This is a genomic window from Grimontia sp. SpTr1 (assembly GCF_947387585.1).
GTDB lineage: Bacteria > Pseudomonadota > Gammaproteobacteria > Enterobacterales > Vibrionaceae > Enterovibrio > Enterovibrio indicus.
Genome location: NZ_CANDOD010000013.1, coordinates 37,169 through 53,590, shown reverse-complemented (window position 1 = coordinate 53,590; position 16,422 = coordinate 37,169). Strand labels below are relative to the sequence as shown.

The 16,422-nt window shown below is 48.8% G+C and carries 16 protein-coding genes and 1 pseudogene; 10 read left to right on the top strand and 7 right to left on the bottom strand.

Annotation, left to right across the window (positions count from 1 at the left end; all coding sequences use genetic code 11):
* Nucleotides 1-2: 2 nt before the first annotated feature.
* From tssG to QL223_RS17530, 7 genes and pseudogenes are all read right to left on the bottom strand, one after another.
* Nucleotides 3-1,046 (bottom strand): type VI secretion system baseplate subunit TssG, encoded by a 1,044-nt coding sequence (gene tssG, locus QL223_RS17560; RefSeq protein ID WP_281545464.1) that lies wholly within the window; start codon nt 1,044-1,046, stop codon nt 3-5.
* Entirely contained in the window at nt 1,010-2,776 is a 1,767-nt protein-coding gene (gene tssF, locus QL223_RS17555; RefSeq protein WP_281545463.1) for a type VI secretion system baseplate subunit TssF, read from the bottom strand. The genes tssG and tssF overlap by 37 nt, the downstream gene beginning before the upstream one ends.
* Complete coding sequence (tssE, locus tag QL223_RS17550; protein ID WP_046303148.1) at nt 2,777-3,214, bottom strand: type VI secretion system baseplate subunit TssE; 438 nt, start codon at nt 3,212-3,214, stop codon at nt 2,777-2,779.
* A 3-nt stretch (nt 3,215-3,217) separates the two neighbouring features.
* Nucleotides 3,218-4,690 carry a type VI secretion system contractile sheath large subunit gene (gene tssC, locus QL223_RS17545; RefSeq protein WP_002538781.1) on the bottom strand — a complete coding sequence of 491 codons (1,473 nt, stop codon included), beginning with the start codon at nt 4,688-4,690 and terminating at the stop codon, nt 3,218-3,220.
* Nucleotides 4,691-4,719: 29 nt separating this feature from the next.
* The gene (gene tssB / locus QL223_RS17540) at nt 4,720-5,232 is read right to left on the bottom strand and encodes a type VI secretion system contractile sheath small subunit (RefSeq protein ID WP_002538780.1); all 513 of its coding nucleotides are present in this window, start codon (nt 5,230-5,232) and stop codon (nt 4,720-4,722) included.
* A gap of 794 nt (nt 5,233-6,026) precedes the next feature.
* Nucleotides 6,027-6,310 (bottom strand): annotated as a pseudogene (locus tag QL223_RS17535) (type VI secretion system PAAR protein).
* A gap of 330 nt (nt 6,311-6,640) precedes the next feature.
* Nucleotides 6,641-7,417: a phospholipase A gene (locus QL223_RS17530; protein WP_281545462.1), complete on the bottom strand. Its 777-nt coding sequence runs from the start codon at nt 7,415-7,417 to the stop codon at nt 6,641-6,643.
* 619 nt (nt 7,418-8,036) lie between these two features.
* Here QL223_RS17530 and QL223_RS17525 point away from each other — a divergent pair.
* The 10 genes from QL223_RS17525 to QL223_RS17480 are packed head-to-tail and all read left to right on the top strand — an operon-like array spanning nt 8,037 to nt 16,414.
* Nucleotides 8,037-8,276: a Flp family type IVb pilin gene (locus QL223_RS17525; protein ID WP_281545461.1), complete on the top strand. Its 240-nt coding sequence runs from the start codon at nt 8,037-8,039 to the stop codon at nt 8,274-8,276.
* Between the two features lie 16 nt (nt 8,277-8,292).
* Nucleotides 8,293-8,730, top strand: a complete 438-nt coding sequence (locus tag QL223_RS17520) for a prepilin peptidase (RefSeq protein ID WP_281545460.1) — start codon at nt 8,293-8,295, stop codon at nt 8,728-8,730.
* Entirely contained in the window at nt 8,727-9,524 is a 798-nt protein-coding gene (locus QL223_RS17515) for an RcpC/CpaB family pilus assembly protein (protein ID WP_281545459.1), read from the top strand. The genes QL223_RS17520 and QL223_RS17515 overlap by 4 nt, the downstream gene beginning before the upstream one ends.
* A 9-nt stretch (nt 9,525-9,533) precedes the next feature.
* The gene (locus QL223_RS17510; RefSeq protein ID WP_281545458.1) at nt 9,534-10,862 is read left to right on the top strand and encodes a type II and III secretion system protein family protein; all 1,329 of its coding nucleotides are present in this window, start codon (nt 9,534-9,536) and stop codon (nt 10,860-10,862) included.
* On the top strand, nt 10,859-11,365 hold the full coding sequence (locus tag QL223_RS17505; RefSeq protein WP_281545457.1) for a hypothetical protein: 507 nt from the start codon (nt 10,859-10,861) through the stop codon (nt 11,363-11,365). The genes QL223_RS17510 and QL223_RS17505 overlap by 4 nt, the downstream gene beginning before the upstream one ends.
* The gene (locus QL223_RS17500; protein ID WP_281545456.1) at nt 11,365-12,621 is read left to right on the top strand and encodes a hypothetical protein; all 1,257 of its coding nucleotides are present in this window, start codon (nt 11,365-11,367) and stop codon (nt 12,619-12,621) included. Before QL223_RS17505 ends, QL223_RS17500 begins: the two co-directional genes overlap by 1 nt.
* A 14-nt stretch (nt 12,622-12,635) precedes the next feature.
* Nucleotides 12,636-13,907, top strand: a complete 1,272-nt coding sequence (locus QL223_RS17495) for a CpaF family protein (protein ID WP_281545455.1) — start codon at nt 12,636-12,638, stop codon at nt 13,905-13,907.
* Nucleotides 13,907-14,821 carry a type II secretion system F family protein gene (locus QL223_RS17490; protein ID WP_281545454.1) on the top strand — a complete coding sequence of 305 codons (915 nt, stop codon included), beginning with the start codon at nt 13,907-13,909 and terminating at the stop codon, nt 14,819-14,821. Before QL223_RS17495 ends, QL223_RS17490 begins: the two co-directional genes overlap by 1 nt.
* A complete protein-coding gene (locus QL223_RS17485) occupies nt 14,821-15,699 on the top strand; it encodes a type II secretion system F family protein (protein ID WP_281545453.1) in 879 nt (292 codons plus the stop codon). The genes QL223_RS17490 and QL223_RS17485 overlap by 1 nt, the downstream gene beginning before the upstream one ends.
* Nucleotides 15,700-15,757: 58 nt before the next feature.
* Nucleotides 15,758-16,414: a tetratricopeptide repeat protein gene (locus QL223_RS17480; protein ID WP_281545452.1), complete on the top strand. Its 657-nt coding sequence runs from the start codon at nt 15,758-15,760 to the stop codon at nt 16,412-16,414.
* Nucleotides 16,415-16,422: the final 8 nt, after the last annotated feature.

The window sequence follows — 16,422 nt, the reverse complement described above, 5'->3', positions numbered from 1 at the left end:
CTCTACTGCCTGGCCTGAATGCGAACCATGCGCGGTCGGTCTAATTCGCCCGTGAAGGACGACCAACCTAGCGATGCCGGATTTTGCGCAGAAAGACGCATCGGTGGTGCCTGGTCAGGCTTCAAACCAAGTTCCAAATCAAAAGCCATTTGCTCACGCAGCACGAACTCCACCAACGTCAGCAGCGGCATGTATTCCTTGCCAGAGGGGAGAAAGTCGCGAAAGCGCGCTTGCGTGAGTCCATTAATACAGATGACGAATTTTCCGCTTCGGTCAGCGACTTTGTCGCCAATCACGGTTTCCATGCCCAACGCCACATTCGCCATTCCCAGACTCATTTTTTGTTCTTGGGGAATATCGACATGACGCAATTCCCATTGGCGGATGGTGACATCTTCCAAATCAAAGCAATGCGCGATAATGCCGCAGACCACCTGCGGAGAACGGCTACGTCCAGCCAACGTGCCGGCGTAAGACAGCATCTTGCACCAGTTAATCGGGGTCTCGCCGCGAAGGTCACTGTCTGCCAAACCGACCAGTGCGAAAAGCTGTGCAGAAAAGGCATCTGAAGCATCTTCACGGAAGCGGATGTAGTAGCGATACTTGCGCCAGATTTGGTAAACCAGCGTGATAATTCGGTGGTTGAAGAAATCCAGAAACGGTTTTCTAAGACCGGTTTCCTCGCTCTCTGTCAGTATTTCTTCGAGGAAAAAGCCCGGCAGTGGCGATTGTGCTCCACTCATTCCAAGGAATGTGGTTTCAAGGCGATAGCGGTCACCGTTCACTTCTTCAAGCGCAGTGACATCGCTGGCGGCAAAACCTAGACCAGGATGGTTACCAAACAGCAGCTTACTGGAGGTCGACTTTTCACTTTCCGGATCCAAATCGTTGAGGTGGTGCATAAGCTCCACCAACTGATAGAAGTTATAGGCTCTGACGTTTTTAGGCAGGCCCGATCCCTTGTTATCGCCCCCGTCCTTTTCATGAAAGTCAGGGGCAACAGTTTCCTCTATATCAGAGGTTGCTGTCCGTTCTGAATGCCCCATGTATACCTTTCCTGATTATCAGCATTGATGATCACCAACTCGTGGAAGGAGTTGATGCTGGCGTAAAGTGAGAAGAATCGGCTGAGTACGGTGCCGAAAATGTAAAGCTCGCCCTCAGAGCCAAACGCACTCTGGGTTAAGGTGATTTCTGAACGCAATCCGCGAACCGGAAGTCCACGAATGAGTTTTTCAATGGGTTTGGATTGGATATCGACAATGCCATCCAAACGCTGACGCGATACACGTTCTGCCTGACGGTCAACCAAGGCGCGGAAGTCATAAGCTCGCAAAACTGAAGAGAGCGCATCCTTGGAAAGTAACGACAGATAGTTAAGCGACAAATTGGAAATCAGCGTCCAAAGTAATGTGCCATCAAGCATTGGGCGCATTGGCGCTGTCGGTTCAGTCAGGTTGCTGAACTTTGCGTACGCGGGCGAAGAATCCGTCGGAATACTGATATCGCCTTTTCCTAGCTCCAAAGGCAATTGGCGATTTGTGCAGGTCAAGCTCAGTGAGATCGCCTCGCTGAAATCCACACACTCGGTCTCATCGCTTCGGACGAAAGAGATATGGTGATCAAAGCCATCGGTATGAACACTGTCTTTCACACGAACTCGGTAGTAGAGCGCTTTTCTATCGCGCGCACGTTCGATTTCATGCTGAAAGCTTTCAAATGGCGTATAGGTGCGAACCTGACCGCGAATGCGTCCGACATTATTTTCCTGCCAGCCCTGAACCAAATCCACACTGAATATTTCGTAGTGAGATGCATAACGGCTGGAAGGTGTAATCTTGTATTCAGTGCTTTTCCCGTTGAGATCAATCGGATCTGCATCGTGAGAAAAGAGGTTGATAATTGGCGTGCAGTAGAGCTCGAAGCTTTCATCTTTCACGCGAACATCTGGCGGAAGCGTTTTTGAGAAGCTGAATCTCAGTGTGATTTTACCTTGCGCTTCCTCGGGGACAAACTTGCCAAGATTTGGCACATCGAAAAACAGATAGGCTTCAGGAAACGAGAGATATTCCTGCAAAATGCGGTAACCTTCATAGACATTTTTCGGATACGGCAAGATGGCATCATCACTGTCAAAGCCTACGGCTCTGAAGCAGTTTTTGGGTAAAGTGACAACTTTATCGCCAGTCACCACTTCCACTTTATCGAGGTAATGACTCAACCAGAGATAAAGCATTTCAGCACTGTAGGTTTCACCTCCAAGGAAGAAACGCAGTGAGTTCAACCCCAACTGCCCGGCCATTTGATCGCCGAGAATCGTCAGCTCAACATCAACCAGCGATGCATCTCGGGTATGAACGGTAGAGACTTTGTCGCGACGCAATGGATAAATATCGACATTACGACAGGTTCTGAAATGACAAACAGTGCCAAACACAGGATTGGCATCAAGTTGTGTGCCTTTCTCGATTTGTTGGGCGTACGTCAGCGCTTTTTCGTCTGGTGAGAATTGTGCAATGCTGATGCTGGGGACCGGACGAAGATAGTTCGGCCACAGCATATTGATAATCGAGTGAGTGAGTTCAGGAAATTCGTCTTCGACTTTTTCACGCAATCTTCCCGTCAGAAATGCAAAACCCTCAAGCAAACGCTCGACATCCGGGTCGGTATTTCTGCTGTTCAGAAAGCGGGCAAGCTGAGGGTAAACTTCTGTAAACTCAACGCCTTGCTCACGCAAGAATGCCAGCTCATCCCTGAAAAATCGATTCCGTGACACTTAAACTACTCTGTACTTTCGATTGCTATCCAACAGAAGTTCCATCTGCACATTCCTGTGCAAGGCTCCTGCATTGATTGATGCGGTAACTTGAAACCTGAGATTCAGTGGAGATCCGTTATCCGGCAGTACATGAATTTCCATGCTCTTTATCCGCGGCTCATAGGTTTCAATGCATCGTCGAATGGCTCGGCGTATCTGCAAAGCGAGGTCATGTGAACTCAGGGACGCATCGTTGAAATCAACTAACCCAAGCTCCGGTGCACTCAGGGACTCACCCATTCGCGCATTCAGAAGGTTGGTGACATTTCTCTTCAACGACTGCAGAACCTCATCGGTATCTGGTCCCTGAGTGACAGACCGCTTTGGTGCGTCAGCTTCTAACCGTTGGAAGAAGCTGACGCCGTACGCGGAGTCCTCTGCGTCAGGTACAGCCATGGATTACTGATCCAGACGGCCTACCAAAGACAGTTCGAAGTTCGCGCCCATGTATTTGAAGTGAGGACGAACAGCCAGAGAAACCTGGTACCAACCCGGATCGCCTTCCACGTCCATCACTTCCACTTTCGCTGCGCGAAGCGGACGACGGCTGCGGACTTCTGCCGGCGGGTTTTCCTGATCTGCCACATACTGACGAACCCAAGTGTTCAGCTCGCGCTCAAGATCCTGGCGCTCTTTCCAAGAACCGATCTGTTCGCGTTGCAGCACTTTGATGTAGTGCGCCAAACGGTTGATGATCATCATGTATGGCAGCTGAGTACCCAGCTTGTAGTTGGTCTCTGCTTCTTTGCCTTCTTTGGTGTTCGGGAACACTTTTGGCTTCTGGATAGAGTTTGCAGAGAAGAAAGCGGCGTTATCACTGCCTTTACGCATTGTCAGAGAGATAAAGCCTTCTTCGGCCAGCTCAAATTCTTTGCGGTCAGTGATAAGCACTTCGGTAGGGATTTTTGCTTGAAGCGCTCCCAGTGATTCAAACAAGTGCACAGGCAGATCTTCGACTGCACCGCCACTTTGTGGACCAATGATGTTTGGACACCAGCGGTATTTCGCGAAGCTGTCAGTCAGACGTGAAGCCAGTGCGAACGCAGTGTTACCCCACAGGTAGCTTTCGTGTGAATCCGATACGTTTTCACGGTAGTTGAAAGACGTGATTGGGTTTTCAACTGGATCGTAAGGAACACGCAACAGGAAGCGTGGCGCAGTCAGGCCTAGGTAGCGTGCATCTTCAGACTCGCGCAGTGAACGCCATTTGGTGTAACGCGGGCTTTCGAAGGTAGCAGACAGATCTTTCAGGTTTGGCAACTCTTCGAAAGAGTCGATGCCGAAGAACTCCGGTGCCACTGAAGACAGGAATGGCGCATGAGCCATTGCACCTACTGAACCTACATATTGCAGCAGCTTCATGTCTGGTGTGCTTGGCGTGAACGCATAGTTACCAACAATAGCACCCACTGGTTCACCACCAAACTGGCCATAACCTGCTGAGTAAACATGCTTGTAAAGACCAGATTGCGTGGTCTCGGGAGCAAATTCAAAGTCATCCAGCAACTCTTGTTTCGTTGCATGGAGCACTTCAATTTTGATGTTTTCGCGGAAATCAGTGCGGTCAACCAGCAGCTTCAGGCCACGCCATGAAGATTCCATTTGCTGAACAGGCTCGCTGTGGAGAATTTCATCCATCTGGGCACTGATTTTCTTATCCAGCTCAACCAACATCTGGTCAACCAGCGCTTTATTGACTGGTTCTTCCTGCTGGTCTGAACCAATCAGGTTTTCAATGAATGCAGCTACACCTTTTTTGGCAACATCATAGCCTTCTTCGCTAGGTGCCATGCGGGTTTGAGCCATGATGTCGTCGAGCAGACTGCCAGATTCATAGGCAGAACTCTCAAGCGTTTTCTCTTGTACGGACATTAACAAAATCCTTTTCTCTTCTGCGTTGATTACTGTTCGTCAGCCGGTTGCTCTTCAGCACCCACCAGCTCCAGTTCAGCGAGTAACTTCTCGCGGGAATCTTCAGATGCCAGCAGCTCTTGGAGACGGGCGCGGAAAGCAGGGATATTGCCTAGCGGGCCTTTGAGAGCAACCAGTGCTTCGCGAAGCTCAACAAGCTTCTTCAGCTCAGGAACCTGGTTTGCTACTGAATCTGGAGAGAAATCCGCCAAAGACTTGAACGACAGTTCGACAGGAAGATCTTGACCTTCCTCTTCTGTCATTACGTTTGGCACTGAAGTAGTCACCGAAAGGTTGCTCTCTCGCATGACTGAGGTGAAGTTGTTTTTATCGACAGAAACGGCTTCGCGTTCTTCGATTGAGGTGTCTTCTGGGTGACCTTTGAAGTCGCCCAAAACGACCATTTTCAGCGGGAGTTCAATCTCCGCCTGAGCATCGCCGGTTGCTGGAACGTATTTAATGTTAATACGCTCTTTAGGAGCAACACTTCCCTCTTTCGCCATTTTACGCTCTCCTTTCGCTATAGAGACTTTATGGATTAAACATGTTTACGTTTCGACTTTTCACCGCAGAAAAAGCAACACCCAGATAGATGTAAATGCTATTAAGCAGCCAATAACCCCTGAAAAACTTAGAAGCAGGAGAAATTAAAGAAAACGGATCCCAACCGAATTTCTTGCATTAAGAAACGGTTAAGTTAGACATTGCTAATTAATCTATATGTACAGCAAAAAGAACTTTGGAGGGAAAAAGAAGAGAACAAGGAAAGTCTGGTGAAATGCAGAAATAACTATGTCGTCAATGCTTGCGACAATATGCATAACACTCAAACATGATCACTTGTTAAGCTTGTACCACCTTAGAACCTTGCCAACCAACGTTATGTATTTATTAGTATTTTTTTGAAAGCATCAACTATTCACAACAATGATATATCGATGATCTCTATTGTATTCTTTAACAGCGTCTATATGCATAACCTTCGATCCGGAGACTATACAAGCGCCAAAAATTTATAATTATGATGATTCAATAGTACGACCGTAGACAAGATATAATTTACTAAATTACAGAGATGAAATAATAAAACTAGACTTCAGTCGCGCTTTATTATTTATTGGACACATGACCTATCGAGGGGCATTAAGAAAGTATTAATAATTCAATCTAGTACAAAACCCCTACTTATAAATGTAAGGAAAAATAAATGGAACTTTAATTACAAAACCAACTATATATAGATTTAACTATAATCTAATTTAGCACTAACCCGCTTGAGAGATATAACTCAAACACTCTAACCAATATTGCCTGCCCCTCCGCCAACAACCACACCAACACAACTCACCGGATCCCCAGTTCTGGCAACGGGTTTACCGTTTGCAAAAACCGTCTGAAAGCCCGCGGCGATACTTCTATCATGAGGGGGCAAATTGGGTTTGTCGTGCGGAGTTAATGCGTCTTCTTGACGCGCAAGCGGAATGCCATCCATTTTTCTATCGGAAGAGCGGCGACAACGTGAGAAGGATGAAAACCATCATGATCTGTCCCAATATTGCCAAGTACTACCGCATTTCCCATTTCACGCTCCTACCCTGATAAATTTGATTCCTCCGTGATACAAAGCAATTAGTAGACCATAAATTACTCGCCAAATATTCAAAGAGTTAGACATCTGCTCTTACCAGTTTGAGCAATAAATTGCTCATTTTTCAGGTAACTAGTTGCCCAACTGGTCATTTATTGCCCTGATTTCATTGTCTAAATCTGACAACGTTTGATGAGTTACACTAACCCTAAAACATGAGAAAAGCATTAACTTGTCATATGTACATTTTTAATGACGAAAAATTAGCTCACATCCAAAATCTCATACCATTCTGAGCTTTAGGGTCTGATGATCTTTTACACCTAAAAACTGAATGCAACCCCAGCCCCATAAGCACTTTCATCAAAGTTGTAGTTTGAAATAGTCAGACCATACCCAGTTTCTGCCTTCACATAGCCTCTCAAGCCCTGATAGATAGGAAAGTTCCAACTCACACCGTAATACAGATGGTCAAACTCATCTGCAAACAGGTTACTGACCTGTAGTTTAATTTCTTGTAACTCTGTGGGTTGCCAACCCAGCTCCAGTCTCGAATATCCCAGAAAATCTGCGATATCAGGGTTGTACGTTACATTACCTACTCTAATCCAGGGCTTGAAGCTGATGTAGCCCCACTCCCAATCATGTCGCGCATCCACATAGATCCGATTCCAACTGACTTCGTTATCACCGCCTGCCCCGTTGGACTCATGTTCAGCACCCAGGTCGATTTGCCAATTTTCAATATGGAGTCGATAGAAGAGTTCAGGGTTGTAGTTGCTGTCTCTAAAGTAGGCAGAGCTGTCATATGCTTCCCAGTTTGAGCGTTGGGTATAAGCCAGATAGAGTCCGTCTTCACCAATTTCTATCAATTGATATTTGGCGCTGACCTGAAACTGAATAAAGGTATCTTTTGCTTCGGTTCCGTTTGGGTTCAATGGCTCGAATCGCTGCTGGTTAACGCGCTGCTCTTGGTAGAAAGGGAGGAAATAGTTGTCTTTGTGGGCGGAAAGGCCTTCAACTGCATTCGCCGTATTTAGAGGAAACAGGTTGAAAAGACTGACTGAAGCCAAACCGATCCCTTTCTTAAACACCTTCATTGATACTCCCTAGTTAAACCGCACTTCATGCGCTTTTCATTTTTGAACCGCAAGTATAGACAACGCTCATCATGGCGATGTCACGAATTCAGCTCAGATACTCATTTCCTCTGCAAACCAATAATCCAGACAGACTTCTAACAACGGCCGCCAGAAGCTTGAGATCAAAATCACACTCTACGTTAACTTGTTACGCCAATGATCAGCTTTCCATTCACGTAGCCCCATAAAGGCCAAAACCCCATACAAGTCACGTTAATACCCTGTTTTAAATAAATAATATCCCATCATTATTGTGTTTTAAGGCCCCGCCTTTCGGCAAAAATCCATCAACACACGGTGTCTCAAATTCATCTCATTGCGTGATCACGCTCCACGCTACAGGCCCTCCAATGTGATTCTTTGCCCAAAAATTCGCCCCTCAGATTGTTATTGAGCCCTTTAACAATAGAAATGGCCTTGAAAGTGTTTCATTAACGTTTCGAGTGATTCATTGACGAGATTCTTAACGGTCAATAAATAAAAAGAGACTTTAAGGACACCAAAAAACTGCACTCCGTCATCACGTTCTGAAGACAAGAGAGCAGTTGTTGTACTGACATATTTTAGGGAAGACATTATGCATGATTTAATTTTGAAAGTTGTTTGTGAAGCCAAAACCTCTACCCAACATTTTTCTACAGACAACCGTGGCGTTACCGCCATCGAGTATGCGTTGATAGCCGTTGCGGTGGCTGCGGGAGCGTATGCCGTATTTGGTCCAGAAGGCGGTAGCCTGTTTACCAAGATCCAAACAGCGATCGATGGAATTCAGATGACCGGCACAACGGGTACCGACTCCGGTAGCACAACAAACTAAGTGCCAGGCCATCAAGATGCTAGCCCTAAGCGCTATTGCCCTGCTACTGACCATCATCGTTTATCACGATCTCCGGTCACGCCATGTACCACCTCGGCTGGTTCTGGCAATAGCGCTTGTTTCGCTTTTTCTGCTGTTCAGCAGAAATTTTGATGGTCATAGCCTTTATTGGACTTTAGGCATCATTCTTGTCGGCATTTTTCTCTCCAGAAAGAACATGCTGGGTGGAGGTGATACAAAACTCCTCGCCGCAATTATGCTGGGCGTACATGCGCAGCTCGCTGCACTACTTATCCTTTCCATCACCCTTCTCGGTGCAGTACAAGCCATTGCGATATTACTTTTTCAGCGTTTAGGCAAAGTCAGCCGCAAACGCGGTGTGCCTTATACCTTGCCGATTGCCGCATGCGGTTTCGCGGCAACTAGCCTGACTGTTTTAGGAGCAAACGCATGAGCTCCCGGTTTGTTTTTATTCTTGCCTTTATCGCCATTTTCTTTGCGGCCGTTTCTTTCTTGGTAAATCGCCCAGCTCCTGTGATTACAGGCCAAACACCGGCGCCAAAAGAGGTTGCTGAACCTGTGTCGCTTTGGGTTGCCGGCGAAACCATTTCGCCTAAACAACCTGTGTCCAGCCAGCTATTGGTCAGAAAAGCCTTCGATGCGAAACAGGCAAACATGATGGGTTTCACCAGTAACCAGTCACTCGATTGGCATGCTGGCGCATTGTTCACCGCCTCAATAAAAGCCGGCGAAGTGGTTCGCCAGAACCACATAATCAATCCCGATGCACCTGACTATATCGACTGGATCATCACAGTTGGGCATGTTGCGTACCCCCTCGAACTGCCCTCTGAAAGCCCTATGCTTGTGAATCTCACCGTCGGGGATCATATCGATATCGTGACTCTCACATCTCCACAACGCAATTTAGCAGAGGAAGAGGTCAGCAAAGCCTTTCGAACACTTCAGGTCGCCCCATTACTCAGTTACTGCAAAGTGTTGGCGGTTAAAGCCGCCGGGAAGAATGCTCAAGGTCAACCAACCGCCAGTGCAATTGTGGTGGAGCTTTCCCGACAACAGGTGGCTAAATTGCTAGTGGCTAAACGGGTGGGAGATATCGAAATATTCCGATCAGCAGGGATAGTCAATGCTGAGCAAACTCAGGCTGAAACCCGGGACGTGCTCTCTGGCCACCTCTCTGTCACAGAACTACGCGGCGTCGCAAGGCCTGCGTCTTCACCGCGATAAGGAGTGACCATGTCTGTTTATCGCTCGTTGTTATTCATTTTTTTCTGCTTTGCATTGTCTGCAAACGCTGCAACCATGAAATCGGTCAGTGTGGATGAAGCACAGCCGCTGTCATTCTCTACACCGATAGATACGGTATTTATTTCTAATCCCGACATTGCTGACTATCAGGTGATTGCCCAAAACAAATTGGTGGTATTGGGTCGCAAAGTCGGCACCACTTCCCTTCTTGTTTTTGGCAAAGGCGGAGAAACCTTGGCGAATTACACACTTCGTGTGAATCGAAGTCTGGTTACCGTCCGAGAGCAGTTAAAACTCCAGTTCCCGGATCTCGACATTTCTCTGACCAACATCGGTGACCAAGTGGTGCTTTCAGGCATTGTCCCTAATGCCGCGCTCTCTCAGCAAATTGTCGATCTGGTCGGGAAGCTCATGAGCAAAGAGGTGACTGAACGAAGCCTTCAACTTAACGACGAAGGAAGCTCAAACACCTTGCCATTTATGGCTGAGCGCCAGTATGAAGGAGTGGTAAACCAACTCGAAATCGCCGTGACCAAACAGGTCAATGTCAAACTCACCATTGCTGAGGTCTCGACAGGTTTTACTGAAAAATTGGGCGTTCGTTGGGGGAGTTTTCTCGATTCATCCGGCAGTGGCAGCGGCGTTTTCTACGATCTGCTCAACATCTCTGCTTCCGATATTGCCAGCTATCTAACAGCGATTAACGACGACAGTGTTGGCCAAATCCTCGCGGAACCGAACCTTTCTGTGATGTCAGGCGAAACCGCCAGTTTCCTTGTGGGTGGCGAACTCCCCCTGATCGTCTCTGATAGAAACGGCCACAGCATCAGCTACAAAGAATTCGGCGTGAAACTCGACCTTGCAGCGAAGGTTCTGCGCGACGACAAAATCAAACTCACCTTGTTACCGGAAGTCAGCTCTTACGATTACCAGATTGCCGACAATGACCTGAATATTCCGGCTTTTAAAACGCGTCGTGCCCGCACCACGGTGGAGCTTAGAAACGGGGAAAGCTTTGTTCTCGGTGGCTTGTTAAGCAGTGAAGAGCGCGAATCTCTCCAGAAAATCCCCTTTATTGGTGACGTGCCTATTTTGGGTGCGCTGTTTCGCCACACCGAGACCAACCAAAACAACACTGAGCTGATGATTGTCGCAACAGTCAATCTGGTCCGTGCTATCTCTCCCCAAGATGTTCAATTGCCCCGCATGCAGCCCACCTCAGTTTGGGAGCGCTGGCTCGCATTGCCACCAACAGAGAATGCAGAAATTTCACGCCACGTTGAAACCATCGTCAATCAGGGAGGGTTCAAGCAATGAAATCCATCATGACTTCACTGTTTTTGTCCTTGGTAGCAGCCACATCTGCTGTGGCGGCAAGCTCATCGTTTGTCCCCTTTTCGGAACAGTGGTTAGTACCCGCAACCTCTTCAAACCATCAAGTGACAGCCCTCTTGAGTAGAGAAAAGTCGCGTCTCATCCACCAGCCGTTACGCATCGAATATCAAGGGCATCAAGGCCGTAAGATGGCAGACCAAGCGAAGAGGTGGTTGTTGAAAAATGGCTTTGAAAAACAGCAAGTCTTGCTGGAACAGCAACATCTTCCTAAGCACATTGCAATGCAGATTTCTTATCAACAGATGAAGCCTCTCCCACACCATTGCGCGCCTTCAAAACTTCATACCGTTGGAGTTCAGCGAACACCAGCACTGAGTGCCCCACATCGGGGATGCGCCTCTGCCTCTATGCTCTGGCGCTCGGCATCCAACCTTCAGGCCTCGGTGTTAGGTGATCGCCAACCACAATCTGTGGAGCATCGCTAATGTTTGAGCTCTCAGAACTTTTAAAACAAAAGAAAGCACCCAGTGGCAGTAAAACCTCACCAGGTGGCAAAGCCGCGTTAAAAGCAGCACTTTTTTCTCAAACAGAAGCCGTGGCCGATCTTGTTCTACAGGCATTTCGATTTGAAGGTTGGAATGACCCAGACCTGCTCGCCAACAAAAACACAGAAATTGGTCAGTACATCGAACGAAACCAGGCTGATATCCTCTTTATTGAGTTGACCCAAACCGCAGCTCTGATTGCAGATGCAGAGCGATTCAATCGAATGATTCCGAACAGTGTCTCGGTCGTGATCATTGGCAATCAGGATTCCATCTCTGTGCTGCGTGCCATTCAACAGCTTGGCTTTTACTACCTTTACTGGCCTGTCGAAAAGCCCGTTTTTATCGACTTTGTTTCCCGTGTGATCAGCCACCGCGCGCAAAAACTCCTCACAGTGAAGAAACGCCGTGCCAAGCGCGTAGGGTTCTATGGCTGTAAAGGCGGGGTCGGTTGTAGTTTCCTGACAGCGGAGATTGCCCAGCTTTTAGCAAGCGATCACCAATCACGGTGTGTGCTCGTTAACCATAACCGGGATCGGGGCAACCTGGATGTGATGTTGGGAAAACTCGACCTCAACAAACGCCCTATTCCATCTGATATGACGGCCGCCTCCCTTGATGAAGGGGTCGCGCAAACCCTGCTCACAAAAGTGACCGACAGACTTGATTACCTGGCATTTGAACAGGAAGACGAAAACGCCAACCTCACCCGCGAATTTACCGACACGGTTTCAGACTGGCTGAGCTTTGACTGTCACTTCATTCTCGAAGACCTTTCCGCGTCGTTGTCTGTCGACCGTGACGCCAACTGGATGACCACCAAGCTAGATTGTCTGGTGATGGTATTGGATGGCTCCGTATCCGCCCTTCGTGAAGCGGCGTTATTCCAGAAGAAGCTCAAAGCAGCGATGGCTGATAAAGAAAGACGCCTTCGCATTCTGGTGGTGCTAAACCATAGCCGACGCGAACGCAGCGCTGAAATCAATGATGCCGCTATCGAAAAGTATCTCGGAAACAAACCGGATATCACCATTCCACACGCAACTCGCTTTAGTGAAATCAAACTTCGTGGCAATCACTTGTATCAAGGCAACAATCGCACAGCGAAAACGCTGAAGGCTTTATCCAGTCTGATTTTGGGAGAGCGCGCTTCCAACCCTCAGAGCCTCTTTTCACGATGGTTCAGTAAGCGCTAGGAGGCCTTGGAACTATGTCAGCAAGCCGTTCTATTTACCGCGAGCTCCGGCAGAGAATCTTCGATGTTGTCGACGCAGAAGCCATTGGCAGCCTGAACAAAGGCCAGCTGATGGATCAGCTACACCAAGCCGTGGAACTGATCATCACTCAAGAGCAATTGCCTGTGCCCAGAGTGGTCAGGGAAGAGTTCGTCAACAATCTCTGCAACGAATTGATTGGTCTGGGTCCTCTCCAATGTTTAATGGAAGATGAATCCATCAGTGACATCATGGTCAATGGTCCAGATAACGTGTTTGTTGAACGCGGCGGGCTGATGAGCAAATCTGACGTTGTTTTCATGGATGAACGCCAGCTCCAGGAAGTCGCCAAACGCATTGCCAGCCGCGTCGGGCGTCGGGTTGATGAGTCCATGCCCATGTGTGATGCAAGGCTTGAGGATGGCAGCCGGGTCAACATCGTCATTCCCCCTCTGGCTATCGACGGCACGTCCATTTCAATCCGTAAATTTAAAAAGCAAAAGCTTGGGCTTGAGCAACTGGCAAACTTTGGCGCAATGAGCCCACAAATGGCCAAGATGATGGGCATTGTCGCCAGATGCAGACTGAATGTGGTGATTTCGGGAGGTACGGGCTCCGGTAAAACCACCATGCTCAACGCACTGTCGCATTACATCGATCAAAGTGAACGTATCGTCACCATAGAAGACGCTGCCGAGCTTCAACTTCAACAGCCCCATGTCGTCCGTTTGGAAACCCGCACCGCCGGTATAGAAGGAAACGGGGCCATTGGCGCCCGTGAGCTGGTGATCAACTCACTGCGGATGCGCCCGGATCGAGTCATCGTCGGCGAGTGCCGTGGCCCGGAAGCATTCGAAATGCTTCAGGCCATGAATACCGGTCACGATGGTTCCATGACCACACTCCACGCCAATACCCCCAGAGATGCCATCTCCCGTATTGAAAGTATGGTGATGATGGCAACCGCCTCCCTGCCGCTAGAAGCAATCCGACGCACTATCGTCAGTGCCATTGACTTGATCATCCAGATCCGCCGCCTGCACGATGGAAGCCGTAAGGTCATGAGTATCTGCGAAGTGATTGGTCTTGAAGGTAACAGCGTGGTCATGGAGGAGATTTTCTCCTATGAAAGCAATGGTCAGGACAGTGAAGGGAAAATCCTCGGCACCTTCTCTACCCCCGGCCTAATGCAACGTTCCGTGGTGATGGAAAAAGCCCGCTTTTTCGGACTGGAACGTGAAATTGCCTCGGTGTTTCAGGAGGGATGATGGCTAGTCTTAGTCTGATCTTACTCATCCTCGCTGGCGTGCTTTTCTTCGCCGTTTTGTGGCGACAGCGCAAGCGCCTCGACTTCCTTGCGGCGATGGACTCGCGCCATGATGAGCATCATGAAGTCAGCGCCATGAATCTCCAGCTACTTGGCAATCTCAGCGTCCGACAGCGCCTATCTCTCTATTGTGAAGCCTTGTTATTACCACTCGGCGAGCGCCCCCTTCCTAAAGTCATCCTCTATTATCTGATGACCCTGTTTGCGGCGATCGTGGTCAACAGCCAGTATCTTGCCCTCCCGACAATTTGGATTGTCATTCTATGGCCGATTCCCGCCACGGTTGGCGGAATGATGATGCTGCAAAGCCGAGCCAGAAAGCAGTTCGAGCAATCGTTTCCAGACGCCCTCACCATCCTCACTGGTGCAATTTCAGCGGGAGAAAGTTTAATGCACTCGGTGATTTTCGTAGGCAAAACGCTGGATACGCCGGTAGGAAAAGAATTCAAACGTATGGGCGAACGCCTTCAGATTGGCGAGCCACCCGATGAAGTGTTGCAGCGTGCCAGCCTTCGGATGCCCTTCAAGGAATTCATTTTTTTCTCCATCACCCTGCGCGCGAACATCAGTCGCGGTGGACAGCTAAAAGATGTTATCAGTCGCCTGAACAGGTTGATGTTTGACAGCCGGGCGATGGAAACCAAGAAAATGGCCATGACCTCGGAAGCGCGGATGTCGGCAAAAATCGTCTGTGCCATTCCATTCGCATTTATGTTTTTGATGCGTTACCTCAGCCCCGAAAACCTTCGCTTCGTGATGGAAGACCCTTCCGGCCGATACATTCTCTACTATTTGCTGGCCAGTGAAGCGATTGGTATGGGCATCATTGCCTGGCTGATGCGGGGAGTACGCTGATGACGATCATCAACATCCCCGTCGACGTGATGCTATATGCCTTACTGGTCTCATTAGTACTCGCTTTGGGCGCGACATGGCTGGTGCAGCGTTTTCATCTCGAGCACAGAGTGAAACAGTATCTGGAAAACAGCAGTGAAGCGCCACCCACTCTGTTACAAACGGTGGTGAGATTTTCTGAACGCTTTACCCGCTTTGAACGTGATGATATTCGCTACAAATGTGAGGCCGCTGGGCTCTACAGCGAATATTGGGCAAGGTTTTTTGCCCCGGTCAAAATGTTCCTGATGATATGCCTCCCTGTTCTGCTTTACCTCTTTCTGCCGGTAGAAAGCACACAGAACAGAACTCTGATTGCATTGGCAGTGTTTGTGGCGGCGATCATTGGCCCCGATGCCTGGCTTAGAGCTAGACAGGAAGCGCTCGCCCAGAAGATTTCAGGACAACTTCCTTACTTGTTGGATCTGATGGGTGTTTGCGTTCAAACAGGCATGACCATCGAAGCCGCCATGTTCTACCTCACAAGAGAAATGGCTGAGTTCGACCGCGATATGGCCCACCTTCTAAAGAAAACTTCTGACAGAGCCAAAGTTGTCGGGTTGGAGCCTGCACTTGAAGACATGCTCAAACGCGTTCCCACCAATGAAATGCGTAGTTTCGTGAACACGCTCAGTCAGAGTCTTCACTATGGCACCTCTATATATGGCGTGCTCACCACGCTGGCGAAAGACATTCGTGAAATCCAGCTCCTTCAACTCGAGGAAAAGGTCGGCAAACTGTCTTCCAAGATGTCGGTGCCGCTGATCCTTTTCATTATGTTCCCCGTGGTGGTGCTTATCGTCGCCCCCGGCATTATGAGGATGTTTCCCGATGGCTAGATCCCTTTGTTTAATCACGTGCGCCTGTCTCCTGCTGCCACTCACGGGTTGCCAATCCGTGGCTACTACGGCTGATGCAAATCAGGCATTGGAAGAAAAAGTGATGTTGCAGGCGGGCAATCATCAAGGGCTCATCGCGCACTATAAGCAACAACTCGCCTCGCACCCTGACGCCGAAACACGGCTTCGTTTAGCACAAACTTACCAGCACACAGGTGATGCAGAGTCGGCACTTTTCCATCTCGATTTGCTGCCAGCCTCCTGGCAGGAAAAGCCCAGCGTGAATCTTCTGCGTGCAAAAAGCCTTTATTCTCTTTCCCGCTTTTCAGACGCGCTTCTGGCTATTAATCAATCTCTCAAACAAGACCTGAACAACGGTGAAGCCCACAACTTAAAGGGATTACTTCATGGAGAAACCCTACAGCTAGACGAAGCGCGCCACGCCTTTTTGCAAGCAAGGGCGTTGATGCATGACGACATTTCAGTCCTCAATAACCTTGCCGTGCTCGACATCATGACGGGCGACTACCAACTCGCCACTCAACGGCTTTGGCCGCTTTACCAAAATGGCAGTAGAGATGAAAGCGTGGTGGCAAACCTCGCTTTTGCGCTCGCCAATGCACAAGATGCCGAACGTTTTATTCTTATGTTCCCGCAGCATCCGCCGCAGTATCAACGCGAACTCTATTTCGCCTTGCAGCAACCCCGCCAGTGAGCAAAGAG

What these genes read in the sequence shown, in the direction of transcription:
- tssG (WP_281545464.1), bottom strand. Translation starts at nt 1,046, where the DNA reads ATGGGGCATTCAGAACGGACAGCAACCTCTGATATAGAGGAAACTGTT.
- tssE (WP_046303148.1), bottom strand. Translation starts at nt 3,214, where the DNA reads ATGGCTGTACCTGACGCAGAGGACTCCGCGTACGGCGTCAGCTTCTTC.
- QL223_RS17525 (WP_281545461.1), top strand. Translation starts at nt 8,037, where the DNA reads ATGCATGATTTAATTTTGAAAGTTGTTTGTGAAGCCAAAACCTCTACC.
- QL223_RS17490 (WP_281545454.1), top strand. Translation starts at nt 13,907, where the DNA reads ATGGCTAGTCTTAGTCTGATCTTACTCATCCTCGCTGGCGTGCTTTTC.
- QL223_RS17485 (WP_281545453.1), top strand. Translation starts at nt 14,821, where the DNA reads ATGACGATCATCAACATCCCCGTCGACGTGATGCTATATGCCTTACTG.
- QL223_RS17495 (WP_281545455.1), top strand. Translation starts at nt 12,636, where the DNA reads ATGTCAGCAAGCCGTTCTATTTACCGCGAGCTCCGGCAGAGAATCTTC.
- QL223_RS17520 (WP_281545460.1), top strand. Translation starts at nt 8,293, where the DNA reads ATGCTAGCCCTAAGCGCTATTGCCCTGCTACTGACCATCATCGTTTAT.
- QL223_RS17510 (WP_281545458.1), top strand. Translation starts at nt 9,534, where the DNA reads ATGTCTGTTTATCGCTCGTTGTTATTCATTTTTTTCTGCTTTGCATTG.
- tssB (WP_002538780.1), bottom strand. Translation starts at nt 5,232, where the DNA reads ATGGCGAAAGAGGGAAGTGTTGCTCCTAAAGAGCGTATTAACATTAAA.
- QL223_RS17500 (WP_281545456.1), top strand. Translation starts at nt 11,365, where the DNA reads ATGTTTGAGCTCTCAGAACTTTTAAAACAAAAGAAAGCACCCAGTGGC.
- QL223_RS17505 (WP_281545457.1), top strand. Translation starts at nt 10,859, where the DNA reads ATGAAATCCATCATGACTTCACTGTTTTTGTCCTTGGTAGCAGCCACA.
- QL223_RS17515 (WP_281545459.1), top strand. Translation starts at nt 8,727, where the DNA reads ATGAGCTCCCGGTTTGTTTTTATTCTTGCCTTTATCGCCATTTTCTTT.
- QL223_RS17530 (WP_281545462.1), bottom strand. Translation starts at nt 7,417, where the DNA reads ATGAAGGTGTTTAAGAAAGGGATCGGTTTGGCTTCAGTCAGTCTTTTC.
- tssC (WP_002538781.1), bottom strand. Translation starts at nt 4,690, where the DNA reads ATGTCCGTACAAGAGAAAACGCTTGAGAGTTCTGCCTATGAATCTGGC.